Genomic DNA, 18,600 nt, shown 5'->3' on the forward strand with positions numbered 1-18,600 from the left:
CTCTCTGACGTGGCGCAAATGCTTTTTTGTGGGGATCGACCAAAAGCTGGTTCGGCTCCCGCAATAGGCTAGGGAATTGTGCCCCGTATCTCGAAGGTCCTCATCGCCAACCGCGGCGAGATCGCCGTCCGCGTCATCCGTGCCGCGAAAGACAGCGGAATCGCCTCTGTCGCCGTCTATGCCGACCAGGATCGGGACGCCCTGCACGTCCGGCTCGCCGACGAGGCGTACGCCCTCGAGGGCACGACCAGCGCCGAGACCTACCTGGTCATCGACAAGATCCTCTCGGTCGCCCGCCGCTCCGGCGCCGACGCCGTGCACCCCGGTTACGGATTCCTCGCCGAGAACGCCGACTTCGCCCGCGCCGTCATCGCCGCCGGCCTGACCTGGATCGGCCCGTCGCCGGAAGCCATCGAGCGCCTCGGCGACAAGGTGTCGGCCCGCCACGTCGCCGAGAAGGTCGGCGCTCCGCTCGCGCCCGGCACCCTCAACCCGGTCGCCGACGCGGCCGAGGTCCTCGACTTCGTGGACGAGCACGGCCTCCCGGTCGCCATCAAGGCGGCGTTCGGCGGCGGCGGACGCGGGCTCAAGGTCGCCCGCACCCGCGACGAGGTCGCCGAACTCTTCGACTCCGCCACCCGCGAGGCCATCGCCGCATTCGGTCGCGGCGAGTGCTTCGTCGAGAAGTACCTCGACCAGCCGCGCCACGTCGAGACGCAGTGCCTCGCGGACGCCTACGGCAACGTCGTCGTGGTCTCCACCCGCGACTGCTCGCTGCAGCGCCGTCACCAGAAGCTGGTCGAGGAGGCGCCCGCGCCGTTCCTCACCCCGGAGCAGCTCGACAAGCTCTACAGCGCGTCGAAGGCCATCCTCAAGGAGGTCGGCTACCAGGGCGCCGGCACCTGCGAGTTCCTCATCGGCAAGGACGGCACCGTGTCGTTCCTGGAGGTCAACACCCGCCTCCAGGTCGAGCACCCCGTCTCCGAGGAGGTCACCGGTATCGACCTCGTGCGCGAGCAGTTCCGCCTCGCAGAGGGCGGCGAGCTCGACTACGCCGACCCGGCGCCGCGGGGCCACTCCTTCGAGTTCCGCATCAACGGCGAGGACGCCGGCCGCAACTTCATCCCCTCCCCTGGGCCCGTGCACGTCTTCAAGGCCCCGGGCGGCCCCGGCGTCCGCGTCGACAGCGGCATCCAGGCGGGCGACGTGATCTCCGGCGCGTTCGACTCCATGCTCGCGAAGCTCATCGTGACCGGCGCCAGCCGCGAGGAAGCGCTGGAGCGCTCCCGCCGCGCCCTGGACGAGTTCGAGGTGGCGGGCCTGCCGACCGTGCTGCCCTTCCACCGCGCGATCGTGCGCGACCCCGCCTTCGCCCCGCAGGACGGCGAGCCGTTCTCCATCTACACCCGCTGGATCGAGACCGAGTGGGCCGGCGGCGTCGAGCCGTGGGCCGGCGAGCTGGGCGCGACCGGCGCCGCCGAGCGCCGCAGCAACGTCGTGGTCGAGGTCGAGGGCAAGCGCATCGAGGTGTCGCTGCCCGCGCGCCTGCTCAGCGGCGGCGGCCCGGCGGAGCCCGCCGCTCCCGCCCCCCGCCGCCGCTCCGGCGCGCACGCGGTCGACACCGCGACGGGCGACTCGGTCACCGCGCCCATGCAGGCCACCGTCGTGAAGGTCGCGGTCGCCGACGGCGACGAGGTCGTCAAGGGCGACCTGGTGCTGGTGCTGGAGGCCATGAAGATGGAGCAGCCCCTCACCGCCCACAAGGACGGCACCGTCGCCGGCATCAACGCCACCGTCGGCGAGACCGTCTCCTCCGGCCACCTCCTCCTCAACATCCTCTAACCCACCTCCCGTCCCCACCCTGTCTTCCGCAGCTAACGCAGGAGATCCCCCTCCCCGGGCCCCGATCTCCTCCGTTGGCTGCGATTCCGGGTCCTTCACGCGCGGAACTCCTCCGTTGCCAGCACACCCTCGATCACGGCGACGACGGCATCGGCGTCCCCCAGGACATCCCGAGCCGGGAAGCGCAGCCGTCGCGCACCCAGGAGGGCGAGCGCAGTGTCCCTGGCACGGTCCCGTTCGAACGCCTCCCTGCCCGAGTGGAACGCGTACCCGTCGATCTCCACGAACAGGAGGCCGTCGATCCGGGCATCCACGCGGCCCACTCCGGGCACCGCCACCTGCTGTTCGACGACGTGACCGCGGGCGGTGAGTCGTTGGCGGAGAATCGACTCCACGCCGGAGTCGGATCCGGGTCGGGCGCGTGCCGCCACCGCTCTGGCATGAGGGGCGCTCGCCGCGAAGACTCCTCGCAGCCCGATCATGGTGACAATCCGCGCGGATAGCGCAGTGTCGAGGACCGCGACCGCGGTCTCCTCGTCCGCGCAATCGACCACCGACCGAAGGCAGTCCGCCAGAGAGACCCGCCACAGCTCGGGATGCTCGTCGCACGCACCCCAGTGCCGCACAGCGTCGTCGGCAACTCGCCCCGCGTGCGGGTGGACGCTCAGATGCAGCCGGCCGTCCTGGCCTCCCCACAGCCCATAGCTCCTCGCCGCCGACACGCACGACAACTTCCCGCCGGCGGCAAGCGCCGCCAGCGCCTCACGCGATAGCTCCGGCAACGCATAGACCCCGCGCCTCGGCCGCCGAAGCCTTCCCTCATCCACCGCCGTCGTCAGCGCGCGATCAGTGACGCTCCGCAACTCCCGCCGCGTCGCCGCCCCGCCCCGTTCACGAAGTACCCTGTGCCAGCTCATCCCTCCACACTCCAGAACGATCCGCTCGCGTGTCCGACGCTGGCCCGATCTGTGGAGAACTCGCTTCGGCCGCTGTGTTGGGAGGGGAGGAGATTCGCAACGACACGCCCGGGATTCGCAGTCAACGGAGGAGATCGGGGCTACCGGAGGGCAGGTGTCCTCCGGTGGCGACAGCGTGGCTAGCCGGTGGCTTCGGTGGGGTCGCCTTTGAGGTCGATGCTGATCTCGTCGGCGTCGAGGTTGCTGAGGGCGCCGGCGAGCACGTCGGCACTGAAGGTGCCGTCGTCGCGGGCGTCGAGCAGCGCGTCCCGCTGGGCGCGGATGCGCTTCAGCCGCGCGGACTTGTGCTGGTGGAACGCCTCGGGCGTCCGCTCGGCGGTCTCCGGCAGCGGCACCGCCTGCCCGGCGTCGTGCAGCAGCTCCAGGAGCCGCCGGCGCTCCTCCCTCTCGGCCTGCGGGTCGGAGGCCGTCGGCTTCACCACGCGCAGGGCCAGCCCGAGCGTCCCGCCCTGCAGCAGCAGCGACCCGGCCGCGACCAGGAACGCGATGAGCACGAGCACCGAGCGCCCCGGCGTGTCCGAAGGGAGGCTCTGCGCGGCGGCGACCGTGACGGCCCCGCGCATCCCGGCCCAGACGACGACAGTGCCCTCGCGCCAGCCGAGCGGCGTCCCGGTGAAGTAGTCGATGTCCGCCAGCACCCGCCGCAGCCGGGTGCCGAACCGGGCGATGTTCTCGACCGTCCAGGTCCGCTGCCGCCGGCGCTGCCGGCGGATCAGCCGACCGCGCCAGCCCGACGGTGCCCCGAGCCGGTCTCGCGTGACGGCCGCGGCCTCCGGGACGCCGGCGACCTTCGCCACCTCCGCGTGCGCGATCGCCGGGTCCGCGGCCAGCACGTCCGCGTGGGCCTCCGGGTCCTCCGACGGGTCCGCGCCCTCCGGCAGCGCGACCGCCGCGTCCGCTGGCGGCGGCCCCTGCTCGAGCAGCCGCCGCGCGGCCTCCGGGTCCTCCAGCCGCTCCTGCAGCTTGGTCAGCGCCGGACGCATCCGCTCACGCCGGCGCCCGCGGCGGGCCAGGAGCGCCAGCAGCGGCGCCACGAACGCGGCCCGCACCACCAGGGTGAGCAGCAGCGCGGCCGCGGCGATGCCGACCGCAGGCAGCACGCCGGAGTGGTCGCTCTGCACCTTCTGGACGATGCCGAACAGCTCCAGGCCCATCGTCAGGAAGATCATGCCCTCCAGCACGAGCTCGACCGTCCGCCAGTTCTGGGTGTCCGACAGCCGGTGCTCCGGCGACAGCACCCGCGGCCCGCGGCTGCCGGTGATCAGCCCGGCCACCACCGCCGCGACCAGCCCCGAAGCGCCCAACGCTTCGGCCGGGATGGAGGCCAGGAACGGCACCGTGAACGACAGCACCGTGTTGACCGTCGCGTCCTTGACCCGCGCCCGCACGACCAGGTTCAGCCGCCCGACGACCCAGCCGAAGACCACCGCGACGACCACGGAGTAGAGGAACGACAGCGTCACAGCGCCGATCGTGAAGGAGGCCACCGCCGCCGACGCGACCGCCGCCCGCAGCAGCACGAGCGCGGTGGCGTCGTTGAGGAGGCTCTCGCCCTCCAGGATGGCGACGACGCGCGGCGAGACACCCGCGCGCTTGACGATCCCGGTCGCGACCGCGTCGGTCGGGCTGACGATCGCGCCGAGCGCCACGCCCCACGCCAGCCCGAGGCCCGGGATGACCCAGGCGAAGAAGAGCCCGAGCAGCACCGAGCTCACGATCACCAGCACCACCGAGAGGCCGCCGATCGCGCCGAACTCCCGCCGGAAGTTCATCGACGGCATCGACACCGACGCCGAGTAGAGCAGCGGAGGCAGCACGCCCGCGATGATCCACTGCGGCTGGACCTCCAGCACCGGCACGAACGGCAGGAACGAGACCAGGATGCCGACCACGACGAGGATGAGCGGCGACGCCACCCCGAAGCGCTGCCCGTAGACGGTGGCGGCCGCGATGGTCAGCACGGCGAGGACGCCGACGACCAGGACCTCCTCCATCCGGTGTGGCCTCCTGTCTAGAGCACGATGTGCATCGCCCGCGCGGCGTCCGAGATCGACCCGGAGAGCGACGGGTACACCGTGAACGCCCTCGCCACCTGGTCCACCGTGAGCCGGTGCTCCACCGCCAGCGCGAGCGGGAAGATCAGCTCGGAGGCCCGCGGCGCGACGATCACGCCGCCGATCACAGTACCCGACCCGGTCCGCGCGAACAGCTTCACGAAGCCGTCGCGGATGCCGAGCATCTTGGCGCGCGGGTTGGACTTCAGCGGGAGCTTGTAGATGTCGCCCTGCGCGATGCCCTCCTCGATCTGCTTCTGGTTCCAGCCGACGGTCGCGATCTCCGGCTGGGTGAAGATGTTGGAGGTGACGTTGCGCAGCTCGATGGGGTTCACCGCGTCGCCCATCGCGTGGAAGACCGCGGTGCGGCCCTGCATGGAGGCGACGGAGGCCAGCGGCAGCAGGTCGGAGCAGTCGCCCGCCGCGTAGATGTTCGGGATGGACGTGCGCGCGACCCGGTTGACCCGGATGTGGCCCGACGGCGTGAGCTGCACGCCGGCCTCCTCCAGGCCGATGCCCGCGGTGTTCGGGATGGAGCCGACGGCCATCAGACAGTGGCTGCCCTCCACCGTGCGGCCGTCGGTCAGCGTCGCGACGACGCCGTTCTCGGTGCGGACCACCGATTCGGCGCGGGACTTCGACAGCACCTGCATGCCGTTGCGCTTGAAGACGTTCTCGATGACGCGGGCCGCGTCGGCGTCCTCGCCCGGCAGGACCTGGTCGCGCGACGAGATCAGCGTGACCTTCGAGCCGAGGGCGGTGTACGCGGAGGCGAACTCGGCGCCGGTGACGCCGGAACCGACCACGATCAGGTGCTCGGGCACGGTGGCGAGGTCGTAGAGCTGGGTCCAGGTGAGGATGCGCTCGCCGTCCGGGACCGCGGAGGACAGGACGCGCGGGCTCGCGCCGACCGCGATCACGATCGTGTCGGCCTCCACCCGGTCGAAGTCGGTGCCGGAGTCGCCGGTGCCGGTGGACACGATGATCGCGTTCTCGCCGTCCAGCCGGCCCTCGCCGGTCACGATGCGGACGCCCGCGCGCACGAGCTCGGCGCGCATGTCCTCCGACTGCTGGCGGGCGAGGCCCATCAGACGCTTGTTGACCGCCGCGAGGTTGACCGCGATCTCGGGACGGACCGGCTTGCCGCTCTCGCCGCGCGAGAAGAACTGGACGCCGAGGTCGGTCGCCTCGGCGATGGAGTTGGTGGCCTCCGCGGTGGCGATGAGGCTCTTGGAGGGGACGACGTCGGTGATGACGGCCGAGCCGCCGACTCCGGAGCGCTCCACGAGCGTGACGTCCGCGCCGAGCTGCGCGCCGGCGAGCGCCGCCTCGTAACCGCCCGGTCCGCCGCCGAGGACGGCGATCCGCTGCTTGCGCTCGAATTCATAGGCCATGCTCCTTATTCTTCCGTATCCCGGTGCACCGATGCGCAACCGGGCGGACGCTGTACCGCCGGGAGTCGCTCAGTAGAGTTGCCTCATGCTCGAAACCACTCAGAACCCGCTGGACGACCCCGCGACCGACCCGTTCGAGGTCGCCGAGGAGGCGGCGCGGCAGCTCGCCGAGAAGACCGGCGTCGAGAAGCACGACATCGCCCTGACCCTCGGCAGCGGCTGGGGCAAGGCCGCCGACCTGATCGGCGAGACCGTCGCCGTCCTCCCGGCCCACGAGATCCTCGGCTTCAGCAAGCCGGCGCTGGAGGGCCACGCCGGCACGCTGCGTTCGCTCCGCCTTGCGAACGGCAAGCACGCGCTCGTCATCGGCGCGCGCACCCACTACTACGAAGGCCACGGCGTCCGCCGGGTCGTGCACAGCGTCCGCACCGCTGCGGCCGCCGGCGCGAACACGATGGTCCTCACCAACGGCGCGGGCGGCATCAAGGAGCACTGGAAGCCCGGTACCCCGGTGCTGATCAGCGACCACATCAACCTGACGGCGGACTCCCCGCTGGAGGGCGCGACCTTCATCGACCTCACCGACCTCTACTCGAAGCGCCTGCGCGAGCTCGCGAAGACCATCGACCCGAGCCTGGACGAGGGCGTGTACACGCAGTTCCGCGGCCCGCACTACGAGACGCCGGCCGAGGTGCAGATGGCCAAGGCGATCGGCGGTCACATCGTCGGCATGTCGACCGCGCTGGAGGCCATCGCCGCCCGTCAGGCCGGCATGGAGATCCTCGGCATGTCGCTCGTCACCAACCTGGCTGCCGGCATCCAGAAGACCCCGCTCAGCCACCAGGAGGTCATCGACGCCGGCCGCGAGGCCGAGCCGGTGATCAGCGCCCTGCTGGCCCGGATCGTGGAGGCTCTGTGACCCCAACGAACGGAAACGCAGTCGACACGCCCGAGCTCCTCGAACAGGCGCGCACCTGGCTCGCGCAGGACCCCGATCCCGAGACCCGGGACGAGCTGCAGTCCCTGATCGTCGCCGCCGAGGCGGGCTCCGCGGAGGCCGTGGACGACCTCCACTCGCGTTTCGACGCCCGGCTCGAGTTCGGCACCGCCGGCCTCCGCGGCCGGATCGAGGCGGGGCCGAACCGGATGAACCGGGTGCTCGTCTCGCAGGCCGCCGCCGGCTTCGCCCGCTGGCTGCTGGAGCACGCCGAGGGTGGCCGGCCGTCGGTGGTCATCGGCTACGACGGCCGGAAGAACTCCGACGTCTTCGCGCGCGACACCGCCGAGCTGATGGCCGGCGCCGGTGTGCGGGCGGTCCTGCTCCCCCGGCTGCTGCCGACCCCGGTGCTCGCGTTCGCCGTGCGCCACCTCGATGCGAGCGCGGGTGTCATGGTCACGGCGAGCCACAACCCGCCGGAGGACAACGGCTACAAGGTCTACCTGGGCGGCGAGAACCACGGCTCGCAGATCGTCTCGCCGACAGACGCGGAGATCGAGGCGCACATCCTGGAGCTCGCGCGCGGCGACATCGGCGACCTCCCGCGCTCGGAGCAGTTCGAGATCGCGGGCGGCGACGTGGAGGCCGCCTACATCGAGGCCACCGCCGCCGTCGCGACCACCACCGCACCGCGCGACGCCGTCACGTTCGCGTACACCGCGATGCACGGCGTCGGCTGGCGTACCGCAGAGGCTGTGTTCGCGCGCGCCGGGTTCTCGACCCCGGTCGTCGTGGCGGAGCAGCGCGACCCCGATCCGGCGTTCCCGACCGTGTCCTTCCCGAACCCGGAGGAGCCGGGCGCGATGGACCTGTCGTTCGCGACCGGGCGCGCCGCGGGCGTGGACCTGATCATCGCGAACGACCCCGACGCGGACCGGCTCGCCGTCGCCATCCCGGACGGGTCGGCCGACGGCTTCCGCCGCCTCAGCGGCAACGAGGTCGGCGCGCTGCTCGGCTGGCGCGCCGCCGAGCTCGCCGAGCGGTCCTCGACCGACGGCGCCGCCTTCGGCGCCCTCGCCTGCTCGATCGTGTCGTCGCCGGCCCTCGCCGCCGTCGCCGCGGCCTATCACCTGGACTTCGCCGACACCCTCACCGGGTTCAAGTGGGTCTCCCGCGCCCCGGGCCTGATCTTCGGCTTCGAGGAGGCGCTCGGCTACCTCGTCAATCCGCAGACCATCCGGGACAAGGACGGCATCTCGGCCGCGACGGCGTTCCTCGACCTCGCGAACGACCTCGCCGCCTCCGGCCGTACGATCGCGGACCACCTGGACGCGTTCGCGGAGCGCTTCGGCTACTTCGCCAGCGACCAGATCTCGATCCGGGTCACCGACCTGTCCCGCATCGGCGAGATCATGGCCGCGCTGCGCGCCACCCCGCCGAGCAGACTGGGCGCCGTCGCCGTCGACCACATCGACGACCTCCGCGACGGCTTCGGCGCGCTGCCGCCGAGCGACGTGCTGCGCATCGTGCTGGCGGACGGCTCGCGCGTCATGGTCCGCCCGAGCGGCACCGAGCCGAAGCTGAAGATCTACATCGACGCCTCCAGCGACGAGGGCGACGTGGCCGCCCGCCGCGCCACCGCGACCGCCCGCGTCGCGGCCCTCGCCGCCGCGATGCGCGACCTCACCGCGTAATCGCCCCGACATTCGTCACGAATGTCGCCTTTCGCCGCGCGAGAGCCGACATTCGTGACGAATGTCGGCTTCGTCGCGCACGCACATTCGTGACGAATCGCGGAGCGTCAGCCGAGGGCTTCGTCGAGCTTCTGCTCCAGCTCGTCCAGGTCGAAGTAGTTCTGCACCACGATGACGTCCGCGTTGGTCGGGCCGATCCGGTCGACGAGCTCGGGCGACGTGAGGATGATCTGCGCGTCGCTCGACGCGGAGCCCACGCTCGCGACATCCGCTGCGGTCACGTCCGCGTCGAGACCGAGGCGGTCGAGCACGCGCTCGGCGTTCACCTTCAGGATGCCCGAGGTGCCGATCCCGGCCCCGCAGATGGCGACGATCTTCACAGCGTCGCCCCCGAGCCGCCTCTGTCATCGCGCCGCCTCCTCTTCGCTGAGCGTCAGGATGCGCTGCACCTCCGCGACGTCGCCCGCCGCGGCCAGCGCGGGGATCGCGTCGGGGTCGTTGAAGACGTTCGCCAGCTCGGCGACGCTGGACACGTGCGCCTCCGGCGACGTCACGGCGAGGCCGATCACGACCGACACCGGGTCGTTGTGCGGGTGGCCGAACACCACGGGGTCGTCCAGCGTGACCACCGACAGCCCGTCGCGGTTCACGTCCGATCCGGGACGCGCGTGGGCCAGGGCGAGCCCCGGCGCGATCACGATGTAGGCGCCGAACTCCTCGATCACCTGGATCATCCGCGTGCCGTAGGACTCCTCCGTCGCGCCGGACCGCGCCAGCGCCTCGCCCGCGAGTTCGACCGCGTCGCGCCAGTCGGACGCGTGGGCTCCGACGGTCACAGCGGTGGCGGGCAACGGTGGCAGCGGCATGGGACCAGCGTACGCGTTAGCGGGTCACGAACCCTCGAAACCCGCTGTGATGATCTCCGCCAGTTCCTCACGCTGCTCGACCGGGAGGAAGGCCCCGGCCGCGGCGTTGAGCTGGAAGATCTCCAGGTCGGTGAGGTCGTACGAGAACGCGTCGGCGAGGATGCTGAGTTCGCGGGTCAGCGTCGTGCCGCTCATCAGCCTGTTGTCGGTGTTGACCGTGACGCGGAACCCGAGCTGGTACAGCAGGTCGAACGGGTGGTCGAGGATGTCGTCGCCCCACGCGGCGATCGCACCGGTCTGCAGGTTGGAGGTCGGGCTGGTCTCCAGCGCGATCTCGCGGTCCTTCACCCACTGCGACAGCGTGCCGAGGGTCACGTACGTGTTCTCGTCGTCCTGCCGCTCGATCGTGATGTCCTCGGCCAGGCGCACGCCGTGGCCCAGGCGCAGGGCGCGGCCGTCGAGGAGGGCGCTGCGGATGCTGTCGAGTCCGTCGGCCTCGCCCGCGTGGACGGTGGCCGGGAAGAACTGCGACGCGAGGTAGTCGAACGCCGCCTTGTGGTTGGAGGGCGGGAAGCCGGCCTCGGGCCCGGCGATGTCGAAGCCGACGGCGCCGCGGTCGCGGTGGCGCACGGCCAGCTCCGCGATCTCGAGGCTGCGGTCGGTGTGGCGCATGGCGCTGACGAGCTGGCCCACGCGGATGCGCTTGCCCGTGGCGCGGACGTCCTCGATGCCCTGCTCCAGGCCCTCCTGGACTGCCTCCACGGTCTCGTCGAGCGTGAGGCCACGGGTGAGGTGCTGCTCGGGCGCCCACCGGATCTCGCCGTACACGACGCCGTCGGCGCCGAGGTCCTGCACGAACTCGCGGGCGACGCGGCTGAGGCCCTCGCGGGTCTGCATCACCGCGGTGGTGAGGTCGAAGGTCTTGAGGTACTCGACCAGCGAGCCCGAGTTGGACTTCTCGGCGAACCAGGCGCCGAGCGCGTCGGGGTCGTCGGCCGGGAGCTGGAGGCCGATGCCGTCCGCGAGCTCCAGCACCGTGGCGGGGCGGAGCCCGCCGTCCAGGTGGTCGTGCAGGGAGACCTTGGGCAGCGCCCGGATGTCGGTTCCGTCGGGAAGGGCGTACGCCTCGTCGTTGCTCATGAGGCCAATCTACCGGGGAGGGCGCGGCCGCGCCGCCCTGGATCGGGAAACGCGGCCGCGTCGCGCCAGGTCAATGGAATGGGCACCACGTCAGGGGTTCGGGCGCGGTCCGGCCGTAGTTCTGCGAACGCCAGCAGGCGTTTGGAACCGTCCAGTTTCGCTTCGCATTCAGTGTGGTGACATTCGTATCGCCTGGCCCCGGCCACGTCGGGCTGACAGTGCCCATGCAGTCGGTGTAGGCCATCCACGGCGCCATTTGGCAGCCGAGGTCGCTCACTGCCTGGAAGTTTGCGCTCACGTACGCGTACGAACGATTGCCCCTCGGAGCGATGACCTGGACGAGGTAGGTTTGGGCTCCGTAGTTGTAGGCGAGATTCTGCGGCCACCGCATCCCGATGGCGATCGAGTTCTTCCCGCACGGGTCGGAGAGATCGTTGTAGTCGGCATACGCACCGACCGCTCCCGCGTTGCCGCCGAAGCCGGTCATCAGGCTCCAGCTCCACCCGTAGTTCACTGCCCAGTTGTTCTCCTTGTACCCGCCAGCACAGTAGGGACGAGAACCTCCCTCGTCGCCGTTCGAGAGGTTGACCTCGATCTCCATACCCCAGCCTGCAGGCATCTGCTTGGTGTTGTTCCCGAGGGGATCGATCCACCAGCCCGCGTGTTGGAAGGTCGGCTTGGAACCGTTTGTGACATCCGCATAGGCCTGGATCTCGATGTCCTGGGGGGCCCAGCGCTCCACATCAGTCGCCGCTCGCGAGTTTCGCAACACGGAAGCGCCTTCGACCTCCTGCATCGCGTGGTTCTCGATCTCGGCCATCTGCGAACCGACCTCGCCGCCGCTCGCCGGAAGCACGTCGATCGGCGCTGCGTCGGTCACGATCGGAGAAGGTGCGGGCCCAGAACGCATCCGCTGTGAGTTCTTCGGAACGTCCTTCTCGACGACGATGCCGACGAACGCCGGACGTGTGCCGTAATCGCTGGCGAACTTGGCGACGAACTCCTCCGCTGGGAAATCGTCCGTCGGCACGTACTCTCCCACGACGTTTCCATTGTCGAAGCGGTACGCGGTGATGGTCTCGTCGAGTCCCGACGCGACTCTTGTCGCGTCGACGATGTCGACCGGCTGATCGAGCTCGAGGATCTGCGTCGTCTTTTCCGGCAGCTCCTGAGCAGGATCCGCCGTGATCGCTGACGACGGCGAGCCGGACTGGGAGCCGGCGACGAGCAATGCGCCGAGCACGGGGGCGACGGCGAACATAAGCTTCTTCATTCCATACCTCTGGTGTTTCGTCTACTCATCCGGATCAGGACGAGGGAGGCGATGAAAGTCGCGACCAGAAGCGGCAGTATCCAGTTGTATTCCCAGCCGAAGGTGATGTTCCACCCGAGCCAGTCGTCATAGACCGTCGGATACGAACAGCTCACATAAATGGGAAAGCGGTGGAACCCGTCGTGGAACATGTCGATGGGAACCGGCGGCGTCTCGAACGGCGGCAGTCCCACTGGACAAGCACCCTCCCCCAGCGATGCCAGGTAACAAGCCTCCATCCGACACGACCCAGCCCGAACACGCTCGCGACCAGAAGGACGGCGCCGACGAGCGCGCTCCACCCGGGCACGGGACGGCGTGGGTGTAGGTCCACTGGTGCGACTCTCAATCAGGCGGAGGTTCCGCCTTCACGTGAGAAGCCTCACATTAAACTGAAAGCATTTACAATGCTTGCATATTCTCGGACGCTATCGCCGGCGCCGACTACTAGCCGATGCGCTCGGCGACCAACGGTCCCCGCTCGAACGGCGTCCCCAGCGGCGCGATACGGTAGGCGCCCTCGAGCGCCTCCAGGGCGCGCTCGAAGCGGGCGGGCTCGTCGGCGGACAGCGTGAACAGCGGCTGGCCCACGCGCACCTCGTCGCCCGGCTTGGCGTGGAGGTCGACGCCCGCGGCGTGCTGCACCGGGTCCTGCTTGCGCGCGCGGCCCGCGCCGAGCCGCCACGCCGCGATGCCGAAGGGCAGCGCCTGCTGCTCCACGAGCACCCCGTCCGACTCCGCGAGCACGGTGTGCGTCTCGCGGGCGACGGGCAGCGCCGCGTCGGGGTCGCCGCCCTGTGCGCGCACGGTCTCCCGCCATTTGTCCATCGCGCGGCCGTCCTTCAGCGCGGCCTCCACGTCGGCGTCCGGCTGCCCGGCGAGCGTCAGCATCTCGCGGGCGAGCGCCACGGTCAGCTCGACGATGTCGGCGGGGCCGCCGCCGGCGAGCACCTCGACCGACTCGCGGACCTCGTTGGCGTTGCCGATGGCGAGGCCGAGCGGGACGTTCATGTCGGTGAGGAGGGCGGAGGTCGCGACGCCCGCGTCCTTGCCGAGCTCCACCATCGTGCGGGCGAGCTCGCGCGACTTGTCGATGTCTTTGAGGAAGGCGCCGGAGCCGAACTTCACGTCGAGCACCAGCGCGCTCGTTCCCTCCGCGATCTTCTTGGACATGATCGAGGAGGCGATCAGCGGGATGGCCTCGACCGTCCCGGTGATGTCGCGCAGCGCGTACAGCTTGCCGTCGGCGGGCGCGAGGCCGGAGCCGGCGGCGCAGATCACGCCGCCCGGGCCGCGGAGCTGGGCGAGCATCTCCTCGTTGCTGAGGTTCGCGCGCCAGCCCGGGATGCTCTCCAACTTGTCGAGCGTGCCGCCGGTGTGGCCGAGGCCGCGACCGGAGAGCTGCGGCACCGCGACGCCGAACGAGGCGACCAGGGGCATCAGCGGGAGGGTGATCTTGTCGCCGACGCCTCCGGTGGAGTGCTTGTCGGCGGTCGGCTTGCCGAGGCCGGAGAAGTCCATCCGCTCGCCCGACGCGATCATGGCCAGCGTGAGATCCCGGATCTCCCGACGGGTCATCCCGTTCAGGAAGATCGCCATCGTCATGGCCGACATCTGCTCGTCGCCGACGTAGCCGCGCGTGTACGCGTCCACCAGCCAGTCGATTTCCGCCGTGGTCAGCTCGCCACGGTCGCGCTTGGTCCTGATCAGGTCGACGGCGTCGAATGCCTCGACCCCTGCTGCGGTGCTCACGAAGATGTAACCCTCTTAGTCGTCGGTCGTGCGGTCTTCCCGTGGTCCACGGAGACAGGCGCCTCTGCGGCGCCGTGCTCCTCCGCGTAGGCGGCGAGTTGGCGCGGCCCGAACGCGTCAGGCAGCACCTCATCGATGGTGCGGATGCCGGAGACCGTCTCCAGCAGCATCCCCTCGGCCGAGTGCTCGTAGAGAAGCTGGCGGCAGCGCCCGCACGGCATCAGAGTGTCGCCGTCGCCGTTCACGCAGGTGAACGCGACGAGCCGCCCTCCCCGCTCATCGCCAGCGACGACACCAGGCCGCACTCGGCGCAGAGCGTGACGCCGTAGCTGGCGTTCTCGACGTTGCAGCCGCTGACGATGCGGCCGTCGTCGACCAGCGCCGCGGCGCCGACCGGGAACTGCGAGTACGGCACGTAGGCGTGCGTCATGGCCTCGTTCGCCGCGGCGCGCAGCGCCGGCCAGTCGATCGCGTCGGTCATGACTTGATGTACGGCTTGCCCGACGCCGCCGGCCCGCGGGACTGCCCGACCAGCCCGGCCACCGCGAAGATGGTGACGAGGTAGGGCAGCATGCGCAGGAACTCGCTCGGGATCGGCGCGTGCAGCAGGCCGAGGAGGCTCTGCAGCGCGCCGGCGAAGCCGAACAGCAGGGCGGCTAGCGTGGCCCGGATCGGGTCCCAGCGTCCGAAGATCACAGCCGCGAGCGCGATGTAGCCGAGGCCGCTGGTCATGTCCTTCACGAAGCCGCCGACGCCGCCGATCGTGAAGTACGCGCCTCCGAAGCCGGCGATCGCACCCGCGATCAGGACCGTCCAGAACCGGGTCGAGTTGACCTTGACGCCGACCGTGTCGGCCGCCTTGGGGTGCTCGCCCACGGCGCGGACCCGGAGGCCCCAGCGGGTGTGGAAGAGGAAGAAGTAGACGCCGGCGACGGCCACGTACATCACATAGACGATCAGGGTCTGGTCGAACAGCACCGGACCGATCACCGGGATCTGGCTGAGCAGCGGGATCGGCAGGTTCGGCAGCGTCGGCGGCAGGTTGAATGCCGCCGTGTTGTTCGCCATCACAGCCGTGTAGAAGAAGCCGGTGACGCCCGACACGAGCACGTTCAGCACGATGCCGACGATGACCTGGTCGACCAGGTACTTGATCGAGAAGGCCGCCAGGATGAACGACACGATCACTCCGGCGACTGCGGCCCCGATGAGGCCGACGACGACCGAGTGGGTGATCGTCGCGAGCATCGCCGATGTGAAGGCGCCGCCGAGCAGCTGACCCTCGATCGCCACGTTGACCACGCCGACGCGCTCGGAGAGCACGCCGCCCATCGCGCCGTAGATGATCGGCACGCTGAGGCCGAGGGCCGCAGCGAGGAGGCCGGCCACGGGGACCGTGCCGTCGCCGACCGACCAGGTGATGAACCCGACCAGCAGCGCCAACGCGAAGATCGCGCTCAGCCAGAGCGGGACGCTCCGGCCCCGGGACACCAGGACGAATGCGACGGCGGTGATGGCCAGGGCGATGACCGTCACGACGATGCCGGTCGCGATCGAGGGGATCTGGACGTTCGGGATCGTGAAGAAGTCGCTCTTCGTGCTGAACGTGTACGTCGTCGTGCCCGGGCGCGGAAAGACCAGGAACAACAGGATGCTGATCGCGCTGAACACCGCGAAGACGATCGGCAGGCGCCAGTGGCGCACGACCACGCGCGCGGTCTCGCCGTCGGCCAGTGCCGGGGCGGGGGCTGGGTGATGACGGTCATCGGGCGACCGCTCCCTTCGTGCGGGTCGCCGAGCGGCGACGGCGCGGTGCGCTGCCCGGGGCGGGCAGCCGGAAGATGGCGCGCACCAGCGGCGGCGCGGCGATGAACAGCACGGTGACCGACTGGATGATCGCGATGACCTCGACCGGGACGTTGTCCGCGGCCTGCATCGCGAATCCACCGGCCTGGAACGCGCCGATCAGGATGCCGGCGACCAGCACGCCGAACGGCCGGGAGCGGCCGAGCAGCGCGACCGTGATCGCCGAGAATCCGATGCCGGCGTCGATGTCGCTGCCGAAGCCGGTCGTGATCTGGCCGAGCACCTGAGTGGCGCCGGCGAGACCGACGAGGGCGCCGGAGATGACCATCGCCCAGACGTAGATCGACCGGACCGACATGCCGGCGACGCGGGCGGCGTTCGGGTTCTCCCCGACCGCGCGGAAGCGGAAGCCGAGGTTCGAGCGCTCGAGCAGCCACCAGACCGCGATGGTCGCCAGCACCACCAGGATGATGCCGATGTCCAACGAATAGTTGCTCCCTAACAGTTTCGGGAACACCGCTGTCGGTAGCGTCGGCGGGGTGCGCGGGTCGTTCGCGCCGGGAGCGCGCAGGAACGACGTCGTCAGCAGATAGCTGAGGAGGTTGAGCGCGATGTAGTTGAGCATGATCGTGACGATCACCTCGTGCGCCCCCGTGTACGCCTTCAGGACGCCGGCGATCGCCGCCCAGATCGCGCCGCCGATGAGGCCGGCGATCACCGCGATCAGCAGGTGGATTCCCGGGGCCATCGGCAGCTTGAAGCCGACGAGGCCCGCGAACAGCGCGGCGATGAGCATCTGCCCCTGGCCACCGATGTTGAACAGGCCGACCCGGAAGCTGAGGGCGACGCCGAGACCGGCCGCGATCAGCGGCGTGGCGAAGGTCAGCGTCGTCGACAGCGACTGGATGCCGGTGGCGAAGTCGGGTGCGTGGGTGTTGTAGATCGCGCCCTGGAACAGCGCGGCGTACGCTCCGCCGACCGCGTTGCCGATCGCGGCGAACGTGTCGGCGGGACGCGCGAAGAAGTAGCCGAGCGCCTGCTGCACCTGCTGGTTCGTCAGGGCGATGAACACGCCCCCGACGACGAGCGCGACGATGACCGCGCAGATGGAGAGCACGACGCTCCCCGACGCGATCTCGCGCAGGACGCGGTGGGTCTTGGAGATCTCCGGAGCGGGCGGCTCGGTGGCGCGCTGCTCCTCGGGGATCTGGTCGAGTGCCGGGGCATCGACTGGGGTCTCCCCGACGGCGGCCTCGACATCGGCAGTGGGCATCTGGTCGCTCATGCGGAGGCTCCTTGCGCATCGACGAGGTATTCGGCCGGCGGGGCCTCGCCCGTCATCATCAGGCCGAGGATCTCGCGGGGCGTCGACGCAGGGACGATCCCGACGATCCCGCCGCGGTACATGACGGCGATCCGGTCGCCGAGCGCGACGATCTCATCGAGCTCGGTGGAGACGACGATGACAGGCACGCCCGAGTCGCGGGCGGCGATGATCTGCTCGTGGACGAACTCGATCGAGCCGACGTCCAGGCCGCGGGTCGGCTGGGCCGCCACGAACAGTCGCAGGTCGCGGCTGAGCTCGCGCGCGAGCACGACCTTCTGCTGGTTGCCGCCGGAGAGCCGGCCGACGTGGGTGGTGATCCCCTGGGCGCGGACGTCGAACTCTTTCGTCTTCTCCTCCGCGAACGTGTCGCGGAACTTGAGCTGGAGGTTCGAGCCCTTGACGAAGGGGCCGCGGCCCGAGCGGTCGAGCATCAGGTTCTCGGCGATCGAGAACTCGGCGACGAGCCCGTCGACGTTGCGGTCCTCGGGGACGAACCCGACGCCGGCGTCGAGCACCTTGCGCACGGACAGGCCGAGGATCTCCTTGCCGTCCAGCTCGACGGAGCCGGAGACGCGCTTCTGCAGGCCGAGGAGGGCCTCGGTCAGCTCGGTCTGGCCGTTGCCCTGCACGCCGGCGATGGCGAGCACCTCACCGCCGCGGACCTCGAAGCTCAGGTTGTCGACGAGGACGACGCCGGCCGCGTCGGAGACCGTGAGGTCGCGCACGCGGAGGCTGTTCTCGGTGAGCTTCGGGGTCTCCTTGTGGACGCTCAGCTCGACGCTGCGGCCGACCATGAGCGAGGCGAGTTCGGCGTTGGAGGCCGTGGGCTCCGCCTCGCCGACGACTTTGCCGAGACGCATGACGGTGATGCGGGTCGCGACCTCGCGGACCTCGCGGAGCTTGTGGGTGATGAAGACGATGCCCGTGCCGCTCTCAGCGAGCTGGCGCATGATCGTCATCAGCTCGTCGGTCTCCTGCGGGGTCAGCACAGCGGTCGGCTCGTCGAAGACGAGGACCTTGGCGTCGCGGGAGAGCGCCTTGATGATCTCGACGCGCTGCTGCACGCCGACGGGAAGGTCCTCGACCAGGGCGTCCGGGTCGAGGTCGAATCCGAAGCGGGCCGAGATCTCGCGCACCTTCGCGCGGGCCGCGGCGAGGTCGAGCCGGCCGCCGAACTTCGTCTGCTCGTGGCCGAGCATGACGTTCTCGGCGACGGTGAAGACGGGGATGAGCATGAAGTGCTGGTGGACCATCCCGATGCCCGCTTTCATGGCGTCACCGGGTCCGGCGAAGTCCTGGACGACGTCGTCCAGGAGGATTTCGCCCTCGTCGGCCTGGTAGAGGCCGTAGAGGACGTTCATGAGGGTCGACTTGCCTGCGCCGTTCTCGCCGAGCAGACAGTGGATCTCGCCGGGTTCGACCGTCAGGTCGATGTGATCGTTGGCGACCAGCGCGCCGAAGCGTTTGGTGATACCGCGGAGTTCGAGTTTCATGGGGGC

At 70.2% G+C, this 18,600-nt stretch carries 15 protein-coding genes and 2 pseudogenes; 3 read left to right on the forward strand and 14 right to left on the reverse strand.

All coding sequences use genetic code 11. From position 1 onward, the window contains the following. Window positions 1-87: 87 nt before the first annotated feature. Entirely contained in the window at window positions 88-1,842 is a 1,755-nt protein-coding gene (locus tag ACR5MH_RS09310) for an acetyl/propionyl/methylcrotonyl-CoA carboxylase subunit alpha (protein ID WP_433862629.1), read from the forward strand. Between the two features lie 95 nt (window positions 1,843-1,937). On the opposite strand, the gene ACR5MH_RS09315 is transcribed toward ACR5MH_RS09310, so the two are convergent. The 4 genes and pseudogenes from ACR5MH_RS09315 to ACR5MH_RS09330 form a co-directional block, all read right to left on the reverse strand. After that, window positions 1,938-2,564 (reverse strand): endonuclease domain-containing protein, encoded by a 627-nt coding sequence (locus ACR5MH_RS09315; protein WP_431349496.1) that lies wholly within the window; start codon window positions 2,562-2,564, stop codon window positions 1,938-1,940. A gap of 66 nt (window positions 2,565-2,630) precedes the next feature. Then, a pseudogene (locus ACR5MH_RS09320) lies at window positions 2,631-2,759 on the reverse strand (hypothetical protein); the annotation flags it as partial. A gap of 179 nt (window positions 2,760-2,938) precedes the next feature. Then, window positions 2,939-4,813 carry a cation:proton antiporter gene (locus ACR5MH_RS09325; protein ID WP_431346977.1) on the reverse strand — a complete coding sequence of 625 codons (1,875 nt, stop codon included), beginning with the start codon at window positions 4,811-4,813 and terminating at the stop codon, window positions 2,939-2,941. Between the two features lie 17 nt (window positions 4,814-4,830). Beyond that, a complete protein-coding gene (locus ACR5MH_RS09330; RefSeq protein ID WP_431346978.1) occupies window positions 4,831-6,267 on the reverse strand; it encodes an NAD(P)H-quinone dehydrogenase in 1,437 nt (478 codons plus the stop codon). Between the two features lie 85 nt (window positions 6,268-6,352). Between ACR5MH_RS09330 and ACR5MH_RS09335 the strand changes: the two genes are divergently transcribed. Both ACR5MH_RS09335 and ACR5MH_RS09340 read left to right on the forward strand, forming a co-directional pair. Next, window positions 6,353-7,186, forward strand: coding sequence for a purine-nucleoside phosphorylase (locus ACR5MH_RS09335; RefSeq protein ID WP_431346979.1), 834 nt, complete (start codon window positions 6,353-6,355; stop codon window positions 7,184-7,186). After that, window positions 7,183-8,898 carry a phospho-sugar mutase gene (locus ACR5MH_RS09340; protein WP_431346980.1) on the forward strand — a complete coding sequence of 572 codons (1,716 nt, stop codon included), beginning with the start codon at window positions 7,183-7,185 and terminating at the stop codon, window positions 8,896-8,898. Before ACR5MH_RS09335 ends, ACR5MH_RS09340 begins: the two co-directional genes overlap by 4 nt. A gap of 107 nt (window positions 8,899-9,005) precedes the next feature. Here ACR5MH_RS09340 and ACR5MH_RS09345 read toward each other — a convergent pair whose 3' ends face one another. From ACR5MH_RS09345 to ACR5MH_RS09390, 10 genes and pseudogenes are all read right to left on the reverse strand, one after another. Then, entirely contained in the window at window positions 9,006-9,278 is a 273-nt protein-coding gene (locus tag ACR5MH_RS09345) for a PTS sugar transporter subunit IIB (RefSeq protein ID WP_382457226.1), read from the reverse strand. A gap of 24 nt (window positions 9,279-9,302) precedes the next feature. After that, entirely contained in the window at window positions 9,303-9,764 is a 462-nt protein-coding gene (locus ACR5MH_RS09350; RefSeq protein ID WP_431346981.1) for a PTS sugar transporter subunit IIA, read from the reverse strand. Window positions 9,765-9,788: 24 nt separating this feature from the next. Beyond that, a complete protein-coding gene (locus ACR5MH_RS09355; RefSeq protein WP_431346982.1) occupies window positions 9,789-10,904 on the reverse strand; it encodes an adenosine deaminase in 1,116 nt (371 codons plus the stop codon). 70 nt (window positions 10,905-10,974) lie between these two features. Beyond that, window positions 10,975-12,165: a hypothetical protein gene (locus ACR5MH_RS09360; RefSeq protein ID WP_433862525.1), complete on the reverse strand. Its 1,191-nt coding sequence runs from the start codon at window positions 12,163-12,165 to the stop codon at window positions 10,975-10,977. An 8-nt stretch (window positions 12,166-12,173) separates the two neighbouring features. Beyond that, complete coding sequence (locus ACR5MH_RS09365; RefSeq protein WP_431346984.1) at window positions 12,174-12,410, reverse strand: hypothetical protein; 237 nt, start codon at window positions 12,408-12,410, stop codon at window positions 12,174-12,176. 253 nt (window positions 12,411-12,663) lie between these two features. Continuing rightward, window positions 12,664-13,968, reverse strand: coding sequence for a thymidine phosphorylase (locus ACR5MH_RS09370; RefSeq protein WP_431346985.1), 1,305 nt, complete (start codon window positions 13,966-13,968; stop codon window positions 12,664-12,666). Beyond that, a pseudogene (locus tag ACR5MH_RS09375) lies at window positions 13,965-14,449 on the reverse strand (cytidine deaminase). The gene ACR5MH_RS09370 and the pseudogene ACR5MH_RS09375 overlap by 4 nt, the downstream one beginning before the upstream one ends. Continuing rightward, the gene (locus ACR5MH_RS09380) at window positions 14,446-15,678 is read right to left on the reverse strand and encodes an ABC transporter permease (RefSeq protein ID WP_431346986.1); all 1,233 of its coding nucleotides are present in this window, start codon (window positions 15,676-15,678) and stop codon (window positions 14,446-14,448) included. The pseudogene ACR5MH_RS09375 and the gene ACR5MH_RS09380 overlap by 4 nt, the downstream one beginning before the upstream one ends. A gap of 52 nt (window positions 15,679-15,730) precedes the next feature. Beyond that, window positions 15,731-17,059, reverse strand: coding sequence for an ABC transporter permease (locus ACR5MH_RS09385; RefSeq protein WP_431346987.1), 1,329 nt, complete (start codon window positions 17,057-17,059; stop codon window positions 15,731-15,733). Beyond that, window positions 17,056-18,594 carry an ABC transporter ATP-binding protein gene (locus ACR5MH_RS09390; protein WP_433862526.1) on the reverse strand — a complete coding sequence of 513 codons (1,539 nt, stop codon included), beginning with the start codon at window positions 18,592-18,594 and terminating at the stop codon, window positions 17,056-17,058. The genes ACR5MH_RS09385 and ACR5MH_RS09390 overlap by 4 nt, the downstream gene beginning before the upstream one ends. Between the last annotated feature and the right edge of the window lie 6 nt (window positions 18,595-18,600).

The sequence above is a fragment of the Streptomyces sp. L7 genome, assembly GCF_050990935.1.
GTDB lineage: Bacteria > Actinomycetota > Actinomycetes > Actinomycetales > Microbacteriaceae > Leifsonia.